The 18,872-nt window shown below is 60.5% G+C and carries 13 protein-coding genes and 3 pseudogenes; 2 read left to right on the top strand and 14 right to left on the bottom strand.

What is annotated here, in order from left to right; translation table 11 throughout:
• Positions 1 to 130 precede the first annotated feature (130 nt).
• The 11 genes and pseudogenes from HYI44_RS27435 to HYI44_RS27385 all read right to left on the bottom strand — a co-directional run bounded on the left by HYI44_RS27435 (position 131) and on the right by HYI44_RS27385 (position 13,384).
• On the bottom strand, positions 131 to 2,596 hold the full coding sequence (locus HYI44_RS27435) for a TonB-dependent siderophore receptor (RefSeq protein WP_225571019.1): 2,466 nt from the start codon (positions 2,594 to 2,596) through the stop codon (positions 131 to 133).
• A gap of 101 nt (positions 2,597 to 2,697) precedes the next feature.
• Positions 2,698 to 3,654: a FecR domain-containing protein gene (locus HYI44_RS27430; RefSeq protein WP_122840814.1), complete on the bottom strand. Its 957-nt coding sequence runs from the start codon at positions 3,652 to 3,654 to the stop codon at positions 2,698 to 2,700.
• The gene (locus HYI44_RS27425; RefSeq protein ID WP_122840815.1) at positions 3,651 to 4,160 is read right to left on the bottom strand and encodes a sigma-70 family RNA polymerase sigma factor; all 510 of its coding nucleotides are present in this window, start codon (positions 4,158 to 4,160) and stop codon (positions 3,651 to 3,653) included. Before HYI44_RS27425 ends, HYI44_RS27430 begins: the two co-directional genes overlap by 4 nt.
• 71 nt (positions 4,161 to 4,231) lie before the next feature.
• Positions 4,232 to 5,812, bottom strand: a complete 1,581-nt coding sequence (locus HYI44_RS27420; RefSeq protein WP_225571018.1) for an efflux transporter outer membrane subunit — start codon at positions 5,810 to 5,812, stop codon at positions 4,232 to 4,234.
• Positions 5,809 to 6,873, bottom strand: a complete 1,065-nt coding sequence (locus HYI44_RS27415) for an HlyD family secretion protein (protein WP_225571017.1) — start codon at positions 6,871 to 6,873, stop codon at positions 5,809 to 5,811. The genes HYI44_RS27420 and HYI44_RS27415 overlap by 4 nt, the downstream gene beginning before the upstream one ends.
• Before the next feature lie 25 nt (positions 6,874 to 6,898).
• A complete protein-coding gene (locus HYI44_RS27410) occupies positions 6,899 to 8,425 on the bottom strand; it encodes an MFS transporter (RefSeq protein ID WP_225571016.1) in 1,527 nt (508 codons plus the stop codon).
• 195 nt (positions 8,426 to 8,620) lie between these two features.
• A complete protein-coding gene (locus HYI44_RS27405) occupies positions 8,621 to 9,538 on the bottom strand; it encodes a LysR family transcriptional regulator (RefSeq protein WP_122840818.1) in 918 nt (305 codons plus the stop codon).
• A gap of 170 nt (positions 9,539 to 9,708) precedes the next feature.
• Positions 9,709 to 10,575, bottom strand: coding sequence for an ABC transporter permease (locus HYI44_RS27400; RefSeq protein WP_045059499.1), 867 nt, complete (start codon positions 10,573 to 10,575; stop codon positions 9,709 to 9,711).
• Between the two features lie 20 nt (positions 10,576 to 10,595).
• The gene (locus HYI44_RS27395; protein WP_122840820.1) at positions 10,596 to 11,456 is read right to left on the bottom strand and encodes an ABC transporter ATP-binding protein; all 861 of its coding nucleotides are present in this window, start codon (positions 11,454 to 11,456) and stop codon (positions 10,596 to 10,598) included.
• Between the two features lie 5 nt (positions 11,457 to 11,461).
• Positions 11,462 to 12,479 (bottom strand): annotated as a pseudogene (locus HYI44_RS27390) (ABC transporter substrate-binding protein).
• 17 nt (positions 12,480 to 12,496) lie between these two features.
• Positions 12,497 to 13,384, bottom strand: a complete 888-nt coding sequence (locus HYI44_RS27385; protein WP_225571015.1) for a TauD/TfdA dioxygenase family protein — start codon at positions 13,382 to 13,384, stop codon at positions 12,497 to 12,499.
• 225 nt (positions 13,385 to 13,609) lie between these two features.
• Here HYI44_RS27385 and HYI44_RS29735 point away from each other — a divergent pair.
• A pseudogene (locus HYI44_RS29735) lies at positions 13,610 to 13,687 on the top strand (outer membrane lipoprotein carrier protein LolA); the annotation flags it as partial.
• A gap of 25 nt (positions 13,688 to 13,712) precedes the next feature.
• On the opposite strand, the gene HYI44_RS27380 reads toward HYI44_RS29735, so the two are convergent.
• From HYI44_RS27380 to HYI44_RS29730, 3 genes and pseudogenes are all read right to left on the bottom strand, one after another.
• Entirely contained in the window at positions 13,713 to 15,080 is a 1,368-nt protein-coding gene (locus HYI44_RS27380; protein WP_045059503.1) for an HlyD family type I secretion periplasmic adaptor subunit, read from the bottom strand.
• The gene (locus HYI44_RS27375; protein ID WP_045059504.1) at positions 15,070 to 17,226 is read right to left on the bottom strand and encodes a type I secretion system permease/ATPase; all 2,157 of its coding nucleotides are present in this window, start codon (positions 17,224 to 17,226) and stop codon (positions 15,070 to 15,072) included. Before HYI44_RS27375 ends, HYI44_RS27380 begins: the two co-directional genes overlap by 11 nt.
• Positions 17,227 to 17,268: 42 nt before the next feature.
• A pseudogene (locus tag HYI44_RS29730) lies at positions 17,269 to 17,417 on the bottom strand (channel protein TolC); the annotation flags it as partial.
• Positions 17,418 to 17,964: 547 nt separating this feature from the next.
• Between HYI44_RS29730 and HYI44_RS27370 the strand changes: the two are divergent.
• A partial coding sequence (locus HYI44_RS27370) for a retention module-containing protein (RefSeq protein WP_225571014.1) occupies positions 17,965 to 18,872 on the top strand: 908 nt, incomplete at its 3' end.

Below are 18,872 nucleotides of genomic sequence, written 5' to 3'. Positions count from 1 at the left end.
AAAGCGCTGCCTTAGTCAGCATGGATACTGAATGTGACGGCATCTTTCGCGGGCAAGCCCGCTCCCACAGGGATTTGTGGTGTCGATTCGAGTTGAGTCGTTCGAGCTCCCACAGTTTCTGCAATTCGCCTTACCAATCGTAAGTCAGGCTCGACACCACAGTCCGGCCATCGCCGTAGTAGCAATCCCACTCACTGACGCAACTGGCGACGTATTCCTTGTCCGTCAGGTTCTTCACGTTCAGCGCCAGCTTCACGCCTTTGAGGCGAAATGCCGAGGTGCCGAGGTCGTAAGTCAGGCTGGCGTCGTACACGGTGTAGGACGGGATCTGGAATGCGCCTTCGTAGTCATCGCCGTAACTGCCGCGGGCATAACGCGCACCCAGGCCGGCGCCCAATCCTGACAAGGGTGTATCGCCGAGCAAGGTGTAGTTGACCCAGAGCGCGGCTGTCAGCGGTGGATTGCCCGCCGGGTGGCGACCTTTGCGGCCGTCGTTGTCCTTGGTGTACTTGATGTCGTTGCGCGACGCCGAAGCGATCACGTCCAGTGCCTCGGTCAGCTCTGCCTTGGCTTCGAGCTCGATGCCTTTGGAGCGTATGGCGCCGCTCTGGTTGCTGAACCCGGGGTTGCCAAGATCGGTGGTCAGGATGTTTTCCTGTTCCAGCTCATAAGCGGAAATCTGCACGAAGCTGTTCTGCCCCGGTGGCTGGTATTTCACGCCCGCCTCGTACTGCTTGCCGGTGGAAGGGTCGAACGCTTTGCCCTGGACGTTGGTGCCACTGAGCGGCAGGAACGATTCCGAGTAGCTGATAAAGGGTGCCAAGCCGTTATCGAACAGGTAGACGATGCCGCCGCGGCCGGTGAATTTCTCATCCTTGCTGCTGGTGTGAGCGCCGCTGAGCGGTTGCTTGTTATCGGTCTCGGCCCAGTCGTAACGACCGCCGAGGACGAAGATCCACTGGTCGAGCTTGATCTGGTCCTGGGCGTATAAACCGGTCTGGGTGATGGTGTTGTCCCAGCGATAGTTGTTGCCGAAATTCAACGGCTGGCCATAGGTCGGCGTGAACAAGTCGATGATCGGCGGGTTGTAGTCGTACAGGCCGTCGAACTTTGAATTGAAGTGGTAGTAATCAAGGCCGACGATTGCCGTATGGCTGAATGGACCGGTATCGAATTCGGCCTGGGCGATGTTATCCACGCCGAAGACTTTGTTGTCCTGTTGCCAGTCCACGCCGTAGCGGGTCTGGTAACGCTGGTCGTTCTGCCCGGTGATGGGGTTGGTGACGAACCGGTAACCGTGCAGCGGCGCGGTGTAGTGGTCGTTGACACGGGCGTAGCGCGCATTCTGCTTCAAGGTCCAGACGTCGTTCAGGCGGTGGGAAAACTCGTAGCCGAACGCGTACTGCTCACGGTGGTAGTCGTTGACGCCGGGCTCACCGAGGAACAGGTCACGGTCGATCTTGCCGTTGGGGTTGTCGAACAGCGTGCCGACTGCTGGCAAGCCCTGGGCCTCGGGCACGCCTTTGTCTTTCTGGTACTGGGCGAACACTGTCAGGCTGGTGTCTTCACTCGGCCGCCAGGTGAAACTGGGCGCGATGAACTGACGCCGTTCTTCGACGTAATCGATTTCGTCATTGCTGTCGTTGGCCAGGGCGGTCAGGCGATAGAGGAACTTGCCCTCGTCATCCAGCGGGCCACCGAGGTCGATGGCCGCACTCTTATGGTCATAGCTACCGGCCTCGAATTTGATTTGATGCAGGGGCGTTTCGGTCGGGCGCTTGCTGACCAGATTGACGATACCGCCTGGCTGATTCTGCCCATACAGCACCGACGCCGGGCCCTTGAGCACCTCGATCCGCTCGAGCGAGTAAGGCTCGATCTGCAGCGCACCACCGGTACTGCCGCCGCCATAGGGCAGGTGCAGGCCATCGAGGTACAACGGTGTAGGCGAGAACCCGCGCGAGGTCGGCTCATCGAAAATCTTCACCCGGTCAGAGAACCCCCCGCCCGTGATGCCCGGCGTATAGCGCAGGGCTTCGGTGACACTTTGCGCGCTGCGAGAGTTGATCTCGGCGGCGGTGACGACGTTGATGGTTTGCGGAATTTCTACCAGCGCCGCATCGGTCTTGGTCCCGGTGGCACTGCGCTTGGCAACGATGCCAGCGACCGCGCCCCAGGCATTTTCCAGCGCCTCGGTGGCATTCACCTGGGTAACGCCCAGTTGTAGCGGACCGTCTTGCGCGACGGCTTGCAACGACCAGCCGCCCTGAGCGTAAACGGCCTGCAAGCCACTGCCTGCCAGCACGCCCTCAAGACCTCGCGCCACATCGAACCGCCCCTGCAACCCGGTGCTGCGCTTGCCCGAGGTGAGCTGAGCGTCCACCGACAGTAGAATCCCCGCCTGACTGGCAAAACGATTCAGGACCTGATCGAGATTGCCGGCGCCGATGCTGTACTGGCGCACCTGGCTGACGCTTGCCTCTTCAGCCCAAGACAGGGACGGCAGCATCGGTGTAGTGGCCAGCAGGGTGGCGAACACGCCGCGGCGCATTACACCATTCAAAGGAAAAATCTTCTGTGTCGGGCGGTGTGGCATTCCGGAACTCCCCATGAGAATGCTTCTTGATTTGCTTTCAAGAGGTATCCCGAACGGGGGATGAAAACCGACAAGCATTTGGTTAATTTATTTTTTCAGCATCAGGCGCGACGTTTTACCGTCACCCAGTAACGGGTCACGGACTCGACATGCACCGGCAACGTGCGCTCGAGGGCGGCCAGCACCGCGTCGGTGTCATCGAGCGGGAACACCCCGGTCAACAGCAGCTGGGAGGCCGCCTCGTCGCAACGAATCCAGCCCGGTCGATAACGCGCCAGCTCGGCCAGGAAACGCCCCAGCGGTTGCCGCTCGGCCACCAGCCGGCCCTGGCTCCAGCTGCTGTCATCCGGATTTGCAGGTTGCTTGTGGCCCGCACCGTCGCTGCTGAACCAGAGGCTGTCGCCGGCATTCATGTGTGCGGTGGCGCCATGGCGCGGGCTGATGCGCAATTGGCCTTCGTACAGTTCAACTCGCGCCCCGTCGTCCATTTCACGCACCGAGAAGCGGGTCCCCAGCGCCTGGACATCGCCGCTGGCGGTTTCCACGATCAATGGGCGGATCGGATCGTGCCCACTGCTGAGCAGGATTTCGCCGCTGAGCAAGCGAATACGGCGCTCCTGCGCGGTGAAGCGCAGGTCGACTGCCGTGTTGCTATTGAGGTCGAGCCGGGTGCCATCGCTCAGGGTCATGTGCCTGATTTCACCGGTCGCCGTGCGGTGCTCAGCGAACGTCGAGCGCCAGGACACCTGGTTTTGCAGGAGATATCCGCTGCCGCCAGCCACCAGCAACAGGCCGAGCATTTTCAGCGCTGCCCGGCGCTGCGGATCGGGACTGTCTCGCAGCACCGCCCGAGCGCACCCTGCAGGTACCGCGCCGAAGGTTTCCTGCAGCTGCTGCAATCGCTGCCAGGCGCGCCGATGCTCAGGATGGGCGTGCTGCCAGTTGGAGAATGCCTTGCGTTGGTCCGCATCCAGTTCGCCGCCCCAATGCAGCATCAGCCATTCACTGGCCTGCTCGACGATCGCGGTATCGATCGGAGCATCAAGCGCACGGCTCATGATTCGTAGACCAACTGGTAGCAGGCAAGGATCGCCCGGGTCATGTACTTCTGCACCGAGCTGACGGTCACCCCGAGCCGCTCGGCAATCTGCGCATAGCTCAGGCCTTCGAATTGCGACAGCAGGAATGCCTGGCGTACGTTGTCCGGCATACGGTCGAGCATCGCGTCGATCTGGGTCAGGGTTTCGAGGATCAGGGCGCGAGTCTCCAGGGACGGCGACTCAGGCTCCGGCAGATGCGCGATGCTTTCCAGATAGGCGCGCTCGATCCGCAGCCGCCGCCACTGGTCGATCACCAGGTTGCGGGCAATCTGCGTCAGATAGCTGCGGCTCTCCAGCGGGCCGGGCAGGCGCCCGGATACCAGCAGGCGCAAAAACGTATCCTGGGCCACATCCGCCGCATGCTCACGATCACCCAGGCGCTTGCGCAGCCAGCCTTGCAACCAGCCATGGTTATCGCGGTAAAGACGATGGAGAGAGTCGTTGCCGTCAGTTGCTGCGTCCATGGGTGGTCTACGCGTGTGATTGATAGCAATTATCATTACACTTTACGCAGCAACTGGCAAAACGACATTGATCAACGGCTAACTGTGGCTGCCTCAAGCGGATACACCGACTCCCATCCACCGCCCAGCGCTTTGTACAAGCCAACCATCGCCAACGACACCCCGGTCGAGCTTTCCACCCACTGTTCCTGGGTCGCCAGCAGTTCGCCTTGTACGGTGAGTACGTTGACGAAATCGACTACGCCCTCGACGTATTGCCGTTGCGCGGTGGTCAGTGCGATCTGGTTCTGGCGCACGGCTTCGGCCAGGCTGTCGCGACGCCGTTGGCTGGCATTGTAGGCGCTCAGCTGATCATCGATTTCGTGCCACGCGCGCAGGACAATTTGCTGATAGGCGATAGCCGCTTCCTGTTGCTGGGCTTCGCGCAGGTTGAGCACGCCGCGCAGGCGACCGCCGTCGAACAAGGGCAGGCTGAACTGCGGACCGATGCCGAATGCGCGAGAACCCCAGCTACCGAAATCACTCAACTGCATCGCTTGGGAGCCGACGTTGCCTGACAAGGTAATCCGTGGATAAAAATCGCCTTTGGCCACGCCAATACTCGCGGTGGCGGCGTGCAGGCGTGCTTCGGCCTGACGGATATCCGGTCGTCGCTCGGCCAGTTGCGAAGGCAAGCCAATGGCGATCTGGCTTGGGCTCTGCGGTACCGGTGCATCGGCGGCCAATTCAGCGGACAGCGCATGGGGCGGTTCCCCCATCAACAGGCTCAACCCGTTGATCAACTGCGACTGGCGTTGCTCAAGCGCCGGCAGGCGCGACTCGATGGCGGACACTTGCGCAGCGGCTTCGGCGACGTCCAGGTCCGTGGCGACGCCGTCGGCCAGGCGCAGCTGTGACAGCTTGAGGCTGTGCCGGGCGACGTCGAGGTTTTGTTCGGTGACTGCTCGTGTGCCTTGTACTCCGCGCAGCTGGATGTAGTCCCGGGCGGTTTCGGCGAGCACCGACAGCAGTACCCCGCGACGATCATTTTCGGCGACTTCGAGGGTGGCATCGGCAGCCTCGGTCTCGCGCCGCACCCGGCCCCAGAAATCCAGCTCCCAGGACGCCGAGAAGCCGGCGTCCCACAAATTGAAGGCCGAGTCACCGTTGTTGCCCGAAGGGTCGTTCAAGCCTTCGCCGCTGTTGCGTTTACGCCCATAGCTGCCGGTGGCGGCGGTGTTGGGGTAACGGTCGGCGGTGATCACCTGGCGTGCTGCGCGGCTTTGCTGCAGGCGACTGCTGGCGAGTTTGAGGTCCAGGTTGTCGGTCAGGGCACGCTGGGTGAGCGCTGAAAGTTTGGGATCGTTGAAGACTTCCCACCAGCGCTCGTCCATGTTTTCGGCGACCGCCTGACTCGCGGCCGCCTTGGTGGGCTGCGACCAGTCGGCCATTTGCTGTACCTGGGGTTTCTGGAAGTCGGGGCCGACCGTGCAGGCTGAGAGGCTTATTACCAGTAAGGCACAGAGGGTGAGTTTTGGCTTGCGGCCTCTTCGCGGGCAAGCCCGCTCCCACAGGTGATCAGAGTCCAGGCAAAACGTGGGGGAATGAATCAGGCCCCTTGTGGGAGCGGGCTTGCTCGCGGAGGCGCCGGCCCAATCAACCAATCCTTTCATCGTTGCGCCACCTCATGCTTATCGGTCGCGGCAGTGTCGATACTCGCCTCCACCGACATGCCAACTCGCAGCCGCTCGGCCGACGGCTGCCCTGGATCAAGCACAATCTTCACCGGAATCCGCTGTACCACCTTGGTGAAGTTACCCGTCGCGTTGTCCGGCTTGATCGAGGCAAACGTCACCCCGGTGGCCGGTGCAATACTTTCGACACGCCCCGTCAGCGCCTCGCCGTCCAGGCTGTCCACGCGTACCTGGACGTGCTGCCCGGGCCGCACGTCGGCCAATTGGGTCTCCTGAAAGTTGGCCACCACATAAGCCTGCGCCAGCGGCACCACTGCGAGGATTTTGCTGCCGGGCGTGACGTACGCGCCGACTCGCACTGCGCGCTCGCCAACCATGCCGTCCTGGGGCGCAACGATGCGTGTGTACGACAGCTCAAAACTGGCAATTTCCAACGCAGCCTGTGCACGCTTGAGGCCACCTTCAGCCGCATCCCGCTGGGCGATGAGGATGTCCACCTGCTTGCGCTCTGCGGCCAATACAGCCGTGACATTGGCCAGCTTCGCCGACGCCTGGTCGATGCGAGTGCGGGCTTGCTGTGCGTTCTGTACCGTGCCGGCACCGACGCCAGCGAGGTGGTTGTAGCGGTTCAGTTCATGTTCGGCGAAGTCCCTTTCTGCCTTGGCCGATACCACGCTCGCTTGCGCCTGGGCGATCACGGAGGCCTGGCGCTCCAGCGTTGCCCGCACATTCTGCAATTGAGCCCTGGCGACCAGCGTTTCCGCGTCGGCGGCCTGGGCGGCTGCGCGCAGGTCCCGGTCATCGATCAGCGCCAGCAACTGCCCGGCCTTCACCTGCTGGTTGTCTTCCACCAGCACTTCCTTGATGAACCCGGCAACACGCGGGACCACCAGGGTGAAGTCCGCAGAAACGAAAGCATCATTGGTGGTCTGGTGTGTACGTTTGCCGAACAAACCGGGTGCCAGCAGGTAAATCAATACGCCGAGCGTAACCACCGCCGCGATGCCGACGGCCGCTTTTTTCCTGGAGAGAGTCGTCATAAAAACCTTCTGTTTCGTGGAGCGTTCAAGTCGGGGCCCGGGGCGGATAGATCCGCGTTGGCATCCAGAAAATCAGCAGGATCAGCGCCATTGCGACGCCGGCCATGCACAGGTAGAGATCCGATGCGGTGAGCACGACGACCTGCTGGTGCAAACGGTGAGCGAGGCCGGGGCTGTCACTGTCCGCCAGGGGCGAATTGCCGAGACGGTCGACCAGCATGGTCGAGTGAAAATGTTGTCTTGCGGTGGTCAGCGCCTCAATCACGCCGGTGGCGATCACCGCCGACAGGCCCTTGACCGTGTTGAACCAGGCGGAGGCGAACGGCCCTTCCATCGGGCTGATACTGCCGGTGGACAGCATCAACAACGGCAGCACCGACATGGGCTGGCCGAAAATCTGCAGCAGTTGCAGCGGGTAGAAATCGTCGCGAATCCACACCGACGTCAGCTGCGAGCCCCCGATGCATGACAGCACCAACATGCCGAGGCCAATCCCCAGCACCCATCGGCAATCGACCCAGCGCAGGTTGCACAAGGCCGCCACCAGTGGCAGCGCGATCAACTGTGGCAGTGCTGCCAACAAGGTGATTGGCGCGGTCTGGATCGGGCGATAACCCTGGACCTGCGCCAGATAGCTGGACGGAATAATGATCACCGCCAGCAGGATCACCAGCACCCCGGCCAGGGTGAGCAACGCGAAGGCCAGGTTACGGATACCCAGCATCTGCATCTTGAAAAACGGCATCGGTTGCGACCATTCGTTGATCAGGAACAGCACTAGCAGCAGCAACCCCCCGCCGAGCAACATGCAGATCAGGCTCGACTCGAACCAGTCCAGGCGATTGCCCTGCAGGATGCCGATCACCAGCATGCAGATCGCCGGGAATCCCAACAGCAAACCGCGCCAGTTGAACTGTTTGCAGCGCTCAAGGCGCAGCGGATCCTGAGGCAAACCGTAAGCCACCGCGGCCATGGCGATCAGGCACGGCACGACGATTTGCCAGAAGGTCCACTGCCAGCCGACGTACTCGGTCCACAGCCCGGCCAGCGGAGTGCCGAGGCCGGGACCAAAAGTGGCGGTCAATGCATACCCTGCCAGCCCATAGAGCTTCACGTCGGCCGGCAGGAAGCGCAGCGCGACCGTCATCAGCATCGGCGGCAACGCTCCCCCCGCCAGGCCTTGCAAAGTGCGCATCAGCAGCAGGCTTTCGTAGTTCGGGGCGAACGGACACAGCACACCCAGCACGGTAAATACGCCGATGGCCCAGAGCGTGAACCGGCGCAGAGAGAAGGTCACCGAACACCACGGAGCGAAGGCCATGGCCGCCACCGATGTAGCGGTGTAGCTGGCGATCAACCAGGTACCTTCGTCGTAACCAATGGCCAGCGCACCGCGGATGTCGGCGAGGGCCACCTTGGTGACCATCTCGTTCAGGCCGGACACCAGCACGGCGATGAGCACGCCGACCAGGCCGATGATAATTCGCGGGCCGAATACCGGGGGCGAAGCAGCGGCCGTGGCGACAGGTGCCGGGACCGTGAGGGAAGTCATGTACTGCAGGCTCCGGGATTTGAATACCCGGCTATTTTATGAAGGGTGGCAGCTGACGAAAATCAACTTATTGGCAGGTTATAAGTGCGTGGGGCGCAATCGTTATAAAAGATCAAAAGATCAAAAGATCAAAAAATCGCAGCCTTCGGCAGCTCCTACAGGCATACCTGAAGGTGACTGCGATCCTCTGATCTTTTAAGGCTGCGCTGCCGACCAAGTCTCATCACAACACGACTTCAACGTCTCACGCAGCCAGCGATGCGCTGGATCCTTATCGAACCGCGGATGCCAGGCCTGGGTCAGCATGATGGTCGGTAGCGGTATCGGCAGGGTAAACGAGCGCAGCTTCAGGCCCAGGCGCCGGATGCTCAGCAACGCTTCCTTGGGCACGGGCAGGATCAAATCGGAATCCGGCAACGCAAACATCGCCGCATGGAAACTTGGCGCAATCACCGCCACCCGCCGCTCCAACCCCAGGGCATTGAGCGCCGTATCGATCGGCCCACGGGCAATACCACGGCGCGACATGCTGATATGGGAAAACCCCGCATATCGCTCGGCAGTGATCTCTTCATCGAACAATGGGTGATCCTCACGAACCAGGCCGACGAAGTGCGTGGCGAACAGATTCTGCACTTTCACCTCAGGCATCAGCGGGCGATTGTTGCTGACGCTCAGATCGATCCGCCCCTCGCGCAAGGCCTCGTCATCCCCATCCCCCTCAGGAACAAAACGCAGCTCACAATGCGGGGCCTGGCGCTCCATGGTGTCGAACAGCTTGCCGCCGTAGACGCCCACAAAGAAGTCATTGGCGCGAATGCTGAAACGTCGGCGCAAGCTCCCCAGATCCACATCATCGGCCGAGCGAAACAACAACGAGGCCTGCTCCACCACATCCCGCACCTGCTCACGCAATTCCAGCGCCTTGGGCGTCGGCACCAGGCCACGCCCCGCCCGCACCAGGATCGGATCGCCAATGGCTTCACGAATACGCGTCAGCGTCCGACTCATCGCTGCCGGGCTGAGATTCATCCGCCGCGCAGCGCCCACCACACTCCCCTCGTCGAGCAAGGCGTCGAGGGCGACCAATAGGTTCATGTCCGGAAGCTGCATACTGAGCACTCGTAAACGATCAGGATTGACTTAGCCGCAATCCTAACAGTGAAGGCGCACCCTGTAGGAGCAAAGGTTGCTCGCGATGAGCGATGACGCGTTGATCAGTTAGACAGCGTTACGGCAATCGCGAGCAAGCTTTGCTCCCCCAGGTTAAGAGAGGTGAAGGCTTACCGCTGCATCCCCCACCGCTTCACTGTCACTCTTTCCAACGTATCAAACACCAGGTTCTCCACGAGCAGCCCAATCAGAATCACCACCGCCAACCCGGCAAACACCTTATCGGTGTACAGCTCATTGCGATTCTGAAAAATGTACCAGCCCAACCCACCCTTGCCACTGGTCGCTCCGAACACCAGTTCAGCGGCAATCAGCGTACGCCAGGCGAAGGCCCAGCCTATTTTCAAACCCGCGAGGATTGAGGGCAGCGCGGCGGGGATGAGGATGAACAAGACAAATCTCATCCCCTTGAGCCCGTAATTGCGCCCGGCCATGCGCAGGGTTTCCGAGACCCCGAGAAAGCCGGCGTAGGTGTTCAACGCCAATGCCCACAACACTGAATGCACCAGCACGAAAATCAGGCTGTTCTGCCCCAGCCCGAACCACAGCAGTGCCAATGGCAGCAGTGCAATCGCCGGAAGCGGGTTGAACATCGAGGTCAGGGTGCTGAGCAGATCGCGGCCGAACTGGGTCGATACCGCCAAGGTGGTCAAGCCGAATGCCAGGACGATGCCGATCAGGTAGCCCTTGAGCAGCACTACCAGAGAGATCCACACCTTGCCCAGCAACTCGCCACTGAGCAGCCCTCCATACAGGGCGTTGGCGGTTTGCATGAAGCTGGGCAGCAGCAGGTCGTTGTTCTGGATTCGCGCAATCACCTCCCACAGCACCGCGAGCATTATCAGGATCAGACTTTTGCGCAGCCAGCCTTGCTGCCACAAGCGCTGGCGCAACGGCAGCTCGCGCTCCACCGGAACACTCAACAGTGGCTGCAGGTCAGTTTCAAACTCTTTACGCGGGGATGATAAAAGGCTCATCGGGCACTCCTCTCAATGGCTCAATAAGCGATGCGGATATCGGAAAAATCCAGCTCACGCTCGGTTTCCGGCGACTGGCCTTCATCGAACAGCAACCGGTGAATCCGGCGCGCCGACGCTTGAAATTGCGATCCTCCGAGGCTGTGCAAATCGTATTGATGGCTGTGAACTTCCGCCCGCACTCGTCCCGGATGGGGCGACAGGAGGAGGATGCGATTGCCCACCACCAACGCTTCTTCGATGGAGTGAGTGACGAACAGCAAGGTGAAGCGCACCTCTTCCCATAGCAGCAGCAGCTCTTCCTGCATCTTGCGTCGGGTTAGGGCGTCGAGGGCGGCGAAGGGCTCGTCCATGAGCAGGATTTTGGGCTGCATGGCCAAGGCGCGAGCGATGGCGACACGCGCCTTCATGCCACCGGACAGGGTATGCGGATAGGCATCGGCGAACGCACCCAGACCAACCTTGTCGAGGTAGTGCAGCGCGCGCTCTTCAGCTTCTTTGCGCTTGAGGGTTTTAGAGGCCAGCAGCGGAAACATGACGTTCTGCTTCACGGTTTTCCAGGGCGGGAGCTGGTCGAATTCCTGAAACACCACGATGCGGTCCGGGCCTGGTGCGTGGACCGTCTGCCCCTGCAAGCGGATCTCGCCTTCGCAGGGCTCAATGAACCCGGCGACAGCTTTGAGCAGGGTGGATTTTCCGCACCCTGAAGGGCCAAGGAGTACGAAACGGTCGGCCGGATCGATCTCGAAACTGACCTGGTGGGTCGCTCGAACCACACGCTGGGGCGTGCGGTATTCGAGGCTGACTTTATCGACCGACAGCAACGCCTGGGTTGCTGCGCTCGGTTTGCTGACCGTGTGGCCTTGCAAGGGGGCGTTCATCTTGATCAGCTCCCCTGCAGCGGTTTGGCATCCTGGAAGAAGTAATCTTTCCAGGAATCCGGTTTGTTTTTAATCGCGCCGACGCGGTACAGGAACTCGGCCAGCGGATAAGTATTTTTCGGCGTGACGCTGAATTCGTACTGCGGGTTATCGATGATTTTCAGCAGCTCGGCACGGTCGATTTTCGCCTTGGTCACACGGATGTAGGTATCAGCCGCAGCTCCTTTGTCGTTCTGGGCGAACTGCGCCGCTTCGGTCAACGCATCGACAAAGGCCTTGTAGGTCTTGGGGTTCTCGTCGCGGAATTTCTCGGTGGCAAACAGCACCGTCGGCGAGTTTGGACCGAGCAGGTCGTAGGTGTTCAGTACCACGTGCACGTTGGGATTTTCCAGGGCCTGATCCTGGAACGGCGGATTGGAGAAATGCCCGCTCAGCTCGGTACCACCGGCGATCAGCGCAGCCGTGGCGTCCGGATGGGGCAGCGCGATGGTGTACTTGTCGAGACGATTGAATTCCTTATCACCCCACTGCCTGGCGGCGGCGTATTGCAGGAAGCGCGACTGCACGGAAACCCCGACCGCCGGCACCGCGATGCGGTCCTTTTCAGGCGATGGTCTTGACCTTGGGATTGTTGCTCACCAGGTAGTACGGAAAGTTGCCCAGGGAAGCGACGGCCTTGACGTTCTGCTTGCCGTGGGTGCGGTCCCAGATGGTCAGCAACGGTCCTACGCCGGCGCCGGCGATGTCTATGGAACCCGAGAGCAAGGCGTCGTTGACTGCCGCGCCTCCGGACAACTGGGTCCAGTCGACCTTGATATCGATGCCCTGCTCTTTGCCGTGTTTCTCGATGAGATTCTGATCGCGCACCACGTTGAGGAGCAGGTAAACGATGCCGAATTGTTCAGCAATGCGGATTTCACCTTCGGCGTGGGCTGCGGCGGGCGCTACCAGGCTGCCGGCGATCAGGCTCAAACCCAGGCCGATAGCGGCAGCCAGGGGTGCAAATGGAAGACGTCTGGACATGGTGTTTCTCCGGCAAATCAGAAAGGCGCATCGCCCTGGATGGTGGTGCGATACAGCTTGCGGCGCAGATGACTTGGGCACCCGGCGGCGAGGTGGATCAGCGAGCGGTTGTCCCAAAACACCAGGTCATGGGGCTGCCATTGATGGCGATAGATGTTTTGCTCGAGCACACTGTGGGCGTACAGCTCGGCCAACAGTTGCCGGCTTTCGTCTTCAGGCAGGCCGACGATGCGCGTGGTGAAGCCTTCACTGACGAACAACGCCTGGCGCCCGCTTTCCGGGTGGGTACGAACGATGGGGTGCACGACTTCGGCGACTTGGGCGAGCTGCTCCGGTGTCAGGGTGGGACGCCAGTTGCCTTCGAACTTGGTCTCGCTGTAGCGCGCCGTGTACGAATGCGCAGCCGAGCGGCCTTCCACGGATTTGCGCAGCGCGTCCGGCAGGTTGTCCCAGGCTTTGTGCATGTCGGCGAACAGCGTATCGCCGCCTTCGGACGGCAGCTCCTGGGCATGCAGCATCGAGCCCAGGCTTGGAAGTTCTTTATAGGAAAGGTCGGAGTGCCAGAACTTGCCAGCGTCACCGAGACCGATGGATTGGCCGTTTTCGATAATGTTGGAAACGATGAGGATTTCCGGGTGGCCGGTGAGCAGAAACTGCTTGAGGACATGGATTTGCAGCACGCCGAACCGTCGGCTGAAATCAATCTGTTGTTCGGGGGTGATGCGCTGGTCGCGAAATACCACCACGTGATGGTCAAGGTGCGCTCGGTGAATGCGGGCGAAATCCTGATCATTGATCGGGCGGGACAGGTCAAGGCCGATGATTTCGGCACCGACAGCGCCAGTGAACGGGCGAATGTCGAAGGTTTGTGGCGCGATGCTGCTGGAGGCGGATACGGCGGACATAAAAATCACTCCCACGCACGGCACGCTCAAAGGCGCGCGCGTCGATCAAGAAACTCACGGAGGTCCCGTGTTGGTTCGTGTCGTGCGGCGCGCCGATTGGTCGGCAGGTACGCAGGGAAGTGACTTTATAGATATAAGAATTAGAATTTAAATACCGTTATTGAATAACGATATGGCTTTTGTCTCGTGAGGCTTGGGCCTCCTGCAGGAGCGGGCTCGCTCGCGATGGTCGTCAACGATAACGCTGGCTTCCTGACACCCCGAGGCGCCCTCGGGGTTTTCGCGAGCAAGCTCGCTCCTACAGGGATGGGTGCATCGCGGATGAGGTCTACCGCTCGTGCAAGGCCTCAGCCCGAGCGCGAATGATCGGCTTGAGCAGATAGCTGAGCACCGTTTTCTTACCCGTGATGATATCCACCGAAGCCACCATTCCGGGGATAATCAGCAGCGGCTTCTCATCTGTGCCCAAGTGGCTCTTATCGGTGCGCAGCTTGATGATGTAGTAAGTGGTTTTCTTGTCTTCATCGGTGATGGTGTCTGCACCAATCTGCTCAAGCTTGGCTTTCAGACCGCCATAGATGGTGTAGTCGTAGGCAGTGAATTTCACCGTCGCTTCCTGCCCCGGATGCAGGAACGCGATGTCCTGCGGACGAATCTTGGCTTCCACCAGCAAGGTGTCGTCCAGCGGCACGATCTCGATAAGATCACTGCCCGGCTGGATCACCCCACCAATCGTGTTCACCAGCAGCTTGTTGACGATGCCGCGCACAGGCGATGTCACCAGGGTCCGGCTGACACGGTCTTCCAGCGCCTTGCCGGTAGCCTGGGCCTTGTTCAGGTCCGTGCGGGCTTCGTTGAGCTGGGTCAGCGCTTCGCTGCGGAATTTGCCCCGGGTCTCATCGATCTTGCGCGCCACTTCCTTGATGGCCGACTCGGCACGCGGGATAGCCAGCGTCATCGCGTCCAACTGGCCACGGGTTTCAACCTCCGCGCGCTTGAGTCGCAGCACCTCTACCGGCGACACCGCACCCTGGGCCACGAGCGGCTCGGACATGTTGATTTCCTGACGCTGCAAGGCCAGCCCATTGCGGTACTGGGACTGCTTGGAGGTGAACTCGCGCAGCTCCTGCTGGCGCTGGATCAACTGCTCTTGCAGGCCGCCGATCTCATCGTGCAGCTGCTGGCGACGGCTGATGTACAGCGACTCCTCGCTGGCGGCCTGACCCGGAACGGCCTTCAGCACGTCAGCCGGGAATTTCAGTGGCCGGTCATCGACTTCGGCGCTCAGGCGCTCAACACGCAGCAGCATCGCCAGGCGATCAGCTTCGGTTTCACCAACGTTGGAGGCGAAACGCGTGTCGTCCAGGCGGATCAAAGGGGCACCAGCCTCGACGATCTGCCCTTCCGAGACAAACAGCTCGGCAACGATACCGCCCTCAAGGTTCTGGATTTTCTGGATCTTCGACGAAGGAATCGCCTTGCCGTCGCCCTTGGTGACCTCATCGATCACGGCAAAATTGGCCCAGATCAGGAGGAACAGGAAAAAGCCGATGATGCCCCAAATGGTCAGGCGCACCACGCGCGGAGCATCTTCGATGAGGGCCTTGTTAACCTCCGGAAGCGGCTGCCCATGCAGTGAATCGGTGCCTTTGAAATAGCGGCGGATGGAACCTTTGATCCCGGACTTAAGCAACACTGATTTGCCCCTTTTTCAACGCTTCCATCACCACGGCTTTCGGCCCATCGGCGAGTATCTGCCCACGGTCGATGACGATCAGGCGATCGACCAGCGACAACAGCGAGGCACGGTGCGTCACCAGCACCACGGTCTTGTTTTCAATCACCGCTGCGAGGCGTTGCTTGAGGCGTTCTTCACCGGTGTTATCCATGGCGCTGGTCGGCTCATCGAGCAACAGTATCGGCGGGTTGAGCAGCAGGGCCCGGGCCAGGGCCACGTTCTGCCGCTGACCGCCAGACAGGTTTTGCCCCCGCTCACCCACCTGCAACTCATACCCCTGCGGGTGCAGGCGGGCGAACTCGTGCACGCCGGCCAGCTCGGCGGCTTGCAGGACCATTTCGTCTTCCACGTAACGTGCGCCGGAGACCAGGTTGTCGCGCAGCGTGCCGGACAGCAGCTGGATATCCTGGGCCACGTAGCCAATGCTGTGGCGCAACTCGCTGACGTCGATCTGGCGAATGTCGACACCGTCCACCAGCAACGCGCCGTCATCCGGTTGATACAGGCCCACTATAAGCTTGGCCAGCGAGCTCTTGCCCGAGCCGCTGCGACCGATGATGCCGATTTTCTCGCCCGGCTTGATGACGAGGTTGATATTTTTCAGCGCCGGGTTCTGTTGTTGCGGGTAGGTGAAGTTCAACTGACGGCATTCGATGCCACCCTGCAATACCTTGCGGCTCAGCGGACGCTCTTCGAAATTGCGCTCCTGGGGCAACTCCATCATCTGGTCGACCGAGGTCATGGTGACCCGCGCCTGTTGATAGCGGGTCAGCAGGCCGGACAGCGACGCCAGCGGGCTGAGCGCGCGACCACTGAGCATGTAGCAGGCGATGAGACCGCCCATGCTCAAGTTGCCAGCGATGATCTGATACACGCCGAACACAATCATGATCACCCCGGCCAGTTGCTGGATCAGCAGGGTGATGTTCATGGCCAGGCCGGAGAGCATTTTCACCCGCAGCTCAAGGCGGCTGAGGGTGCCGATGGTTTGTTCCCACTGGTACTGGCGTTCGCTTTCAGCGTTGTTGACCTTCACTGCATCCAGGCCGGCCAGGGTTTCGATCAGGCTCGACTGGCGCTCTGCGCCGAGCGCCATGGTGCGCTCCATGGTCGCGACCAGTGGCTTCTGCAGCGCATAACCGATCAGCAAGGCAATCGGGAAGGCCAGCACCGGAATCCACACAAGGTGCCCGCCGAGGATCGCGATAACCATGAAGATCAGCAGCGTGAACGGCAGGTCGATCAGGCTGGTGAGGGTCAGCGACGCGAGGAAGTCGCGCAGGCTCTGAAACTCGTGGATGTTTTGCGCGAAGCTGCCGACCCGGGCTGGCCGAAACTTCATCGACATACCCACAATTCGCTCGAACAGCGTTGCCGAGATGATCAGGTCGGTTTTCTTACCGGCAAGATCCAGGCACAGGCTGCGCAGGCTCTTGAGAATCAGGTCGAACATGTAGGCACCGCAGATACCGATGGCCAGCACCCAGAGGGTGGACTCGGCCTGGTTCGGCACTACGCGGTCGTACACGTTCATGACGAACAAGGGCGCCGCCATGGCGATGATGTTGATCAGGAAACTGGCGGCGATCGCATCGGCATACAGCCAGCGGGAACGCTTGAGGGTGTCGCGAAACCACGACCGCGCGCGGGGAATGAGCGTGCCGTGATTGACGTCGAATTTATGTTGGGGTTGGGCGAAGAACACTTTGCCAATGTAGTCGTCGGCCAGCAATTCTCGAGCGACGAGACTCTCGCCGCCGTCGCTTTCGCTCAACAGCAGGCGAGCCTGGTCTTCGCCATGCCAGCCGAGAAGGACGGCGCTTCGACCGTCCTTGAGCAGCAGCAGCGCGGGCATTGCGATCTCTGGTATCTGCTCCAGCTTGCGCACCAGCACTCGCCCTTGCAGGCCAGCACGGGCCGCAGCGCGCGGCAGCAACTCAACACTCAGTCGCTGCTTGGGCAATGGCAGGCCTGTGGTCAACATCGCGGCGCTGGCGGGCTTCTGATGCAACGTGCAAAGGGCTAGCAGGCCGTCCAGTAATGGATCGTCATGCAACGCGCGTGGATCATGGATGAGATGAACTCGACTGACTTCTGATTCCACGCTCGGCACTCTTGGCTAACAATTGAACGATTAAGGTTCTGCTCAATCCGTACCGGGCAGTTGGACCTTGGCTTCACGCTGTTTTGCACAACGGATGCCAACGGTGCGACCACTCCCTGGCTCTTGAGCAACTTGCCCATGGTCGCCTTGATTCGGTACTGAGTAAATAACTGAATGTTTCTGATCCATGCAGAGCACGGATTGTTGACGCGTTGCTGAGAAGTACGCCGCAAATCCGGCAACAGCAACTTGCGACATCCCTGAACGTCATGCGGCGCGATTCAATTCCTGCGAATACCCCCAAGACCCAGTCCAGGGAAAAATGAGGCAAAACGAGCAATCAGGAGAAATGGTCGGACTGGATTGTTCGTCAATGGGCAGTCTGGATACTTGATAATTCGTTGTCCTGAATCACTGCAAAACGTGCAGTCACAGGGGATCCTGAGCAGACCCTATACCGTTTGTCGGAAAGTGCAAAATGGGTACTGCATCACACGGTTCGGCACCGGTTGCCAGCCGAATATCAATGTGACATTACCGGGGCGATTGTTTAGGATGGCACCCATAAGGTCAATAGTTTGGCATATGGTTTATAGCCGAAAATCATTGACAAAATATTGACGCTAGAAAGCGTCAAAGTTGTAACTATTATTGCAGGAAAGAGCGTCCAGACTGATTAGGCAACAGTGCCGTCAGGTCCATGGAAGTCTACTGAACGTGACACCCGGAGAGTCTTCAATGAGCAGTGTTGTTGCCATCGTCAAAAGCATTGTTGGTCAAGTTTTCGTGGTGTCCCCAGAGGGCATCCGGCGCGTGCTTGTTGAAGGCGATCGCCTGTTCGTCGGCGATCAGGTCGACACCGGCCTGGCCGGCGCCGTCACCCTTGAGCTGGCCGACGGCCGCACACTGGACCTGGGTCGCGAGACGCAATGGAGCGGCAGCGCTCCTGACTCCATCACGGACCTGGCCGAGGCCACCGCGCAAGCCGCGCCATCGGTTGAAGAACTGCAACAAGCCATCGTAGCCGGCGCCGACCCGACTAAAGATCTGGAAGCCACTGCCGCAGGCCCTACGGCTACCGGCACGGGCGGCGCGGCAGGCGGCGGTCATAGCTTCGTGATGCTGGAAGAAACCGCCGGCCGGGTCGACCCGATCATTGGTTTCCCCACCGACGGCCTTGATTTCGCTGCCACGATCAGCACGCTCGATACCGGCATCCAGGACACCACAACCACCAACGCTCAGAGCGTACTGACTGCTGATACTGGCACACAGGCCGAAGACAGCGTCGCGACCGGCAACGTACTGAACAACGATAGCGATTCCGACACGCCCCTCAGTGTCGCCAGCTTCACCGTCGCCGGCATGACGGGCAGTTTCACCGCAGGCCAGACGGCGTCCATCATCGGCGTCGGTACGTTGACCATCGGTACTAACGGCAACTACACCTTTACTCCGGACGCAAATTACAACGGCGCCGTACCGCAAGTCACCTACACAACCAACACTGGATTGACCAGTACACTGGATATCAGCGTCATCCCGGTCGATGACAGCTTCACCGATCTCGGCGAATCCGTGACCACCACCGAAGATGCCCCAGTTTCCGGCAGCGTGCTGACCGGAACTTCCAGCGTCGACGGCCC

Source organism: Pseudomonas sp. Y24-6, from assembly GCF_020295325.1.
GTDB lineage: Bacteria > Pseudomonadota > Gammaproteobacteria > Pseudomonadales > Pseudomonadaceae > Aquipseudomonas > Aquipseudomonas gregormendelii.
This window is presented reverse-complemented; position numbering and strand designations above follow the sequence as displayed.

What these genes read in the sequence shown, in the direction of transcription:
- HYI44_RS27435 (WP_225571019.1), bottom strand. Translation starts at nt 2,596, where the DNA reads ATGCCACACCGCCCGACACAGAAGATTTTTCCTTTGAATGGTGTAATG.
- HYI44_RS27430 (WP_122840814.1), bottom strand. Translation starts at nt 3,654, where the DNA reads ATGAGCCGTGCGCTTGATGCTCCGATCGATACCGCGATCGTCGAGCAG.
- HYI44_RS27425 (WP_122840815.1), bottom strand. Translation starts at nt 4,160, where the DNA reads ATGGACGCAGCAACTGACGGCAACGACTCTCTCCATCGTCTTTACCGC.
- HYI44_RS27420 (WP_225571018.1), bottom strand. Translation starts at nt 5,812, where the DNA reads ATGAAAGGATTGGTTGATTGGGCCGGCGCCTCCGCGAGCAAGCCCGCT.
- HYI44_RS27415 (WP_225571017.1), bottom strand. Translation starts at nt 6,873, where the DNA reads ATGACGACTCTCTCCAGGAAAAAAGCGGCCGTCGGCATCGCGGCGGTG.
- HYI44_RS27410 (WP_225571016.1), bottom strand. Translation starts at nt 8,425, where the DNA reads ATGACTTCCCTCACGGTCCCGGCACCTGTCGCCACGGCCGCTGCTTCG.
- HYI44_RS27405 (WP_122840818.1), bottom strand. Translation starts at nt 9,538, where the DNA reads ATGCAGCTTCCGGACATGAACCTATTGGTCGCCCTCGACGCCTTGCTC.
- HYI44_RS27400 (WP_045059499.1), bottom strand. Translation starts at nt 10,575, where the DNA reads ATGAGCCTTTTATCATCCCCGCGTAAAGAGTTTGAAACTGACCTGCAG.
- HYI44_RS27395 (WP_122840820.1), bottom strand. Translation starts at nt 11,456, where the DNA reads ATGAACGCCCCCTTGCAAGGCCACACGGTCAGCAAACCGAGCGCAGCA.
- HYI44_RS27385 (WP_225571015.1), bottom strand. Translation starts at nt 13,384, where the DNA reads ATGTCCGCCGTATCCGCCTCCAGCAGCATCGCGCCACAAACCTTCGAC.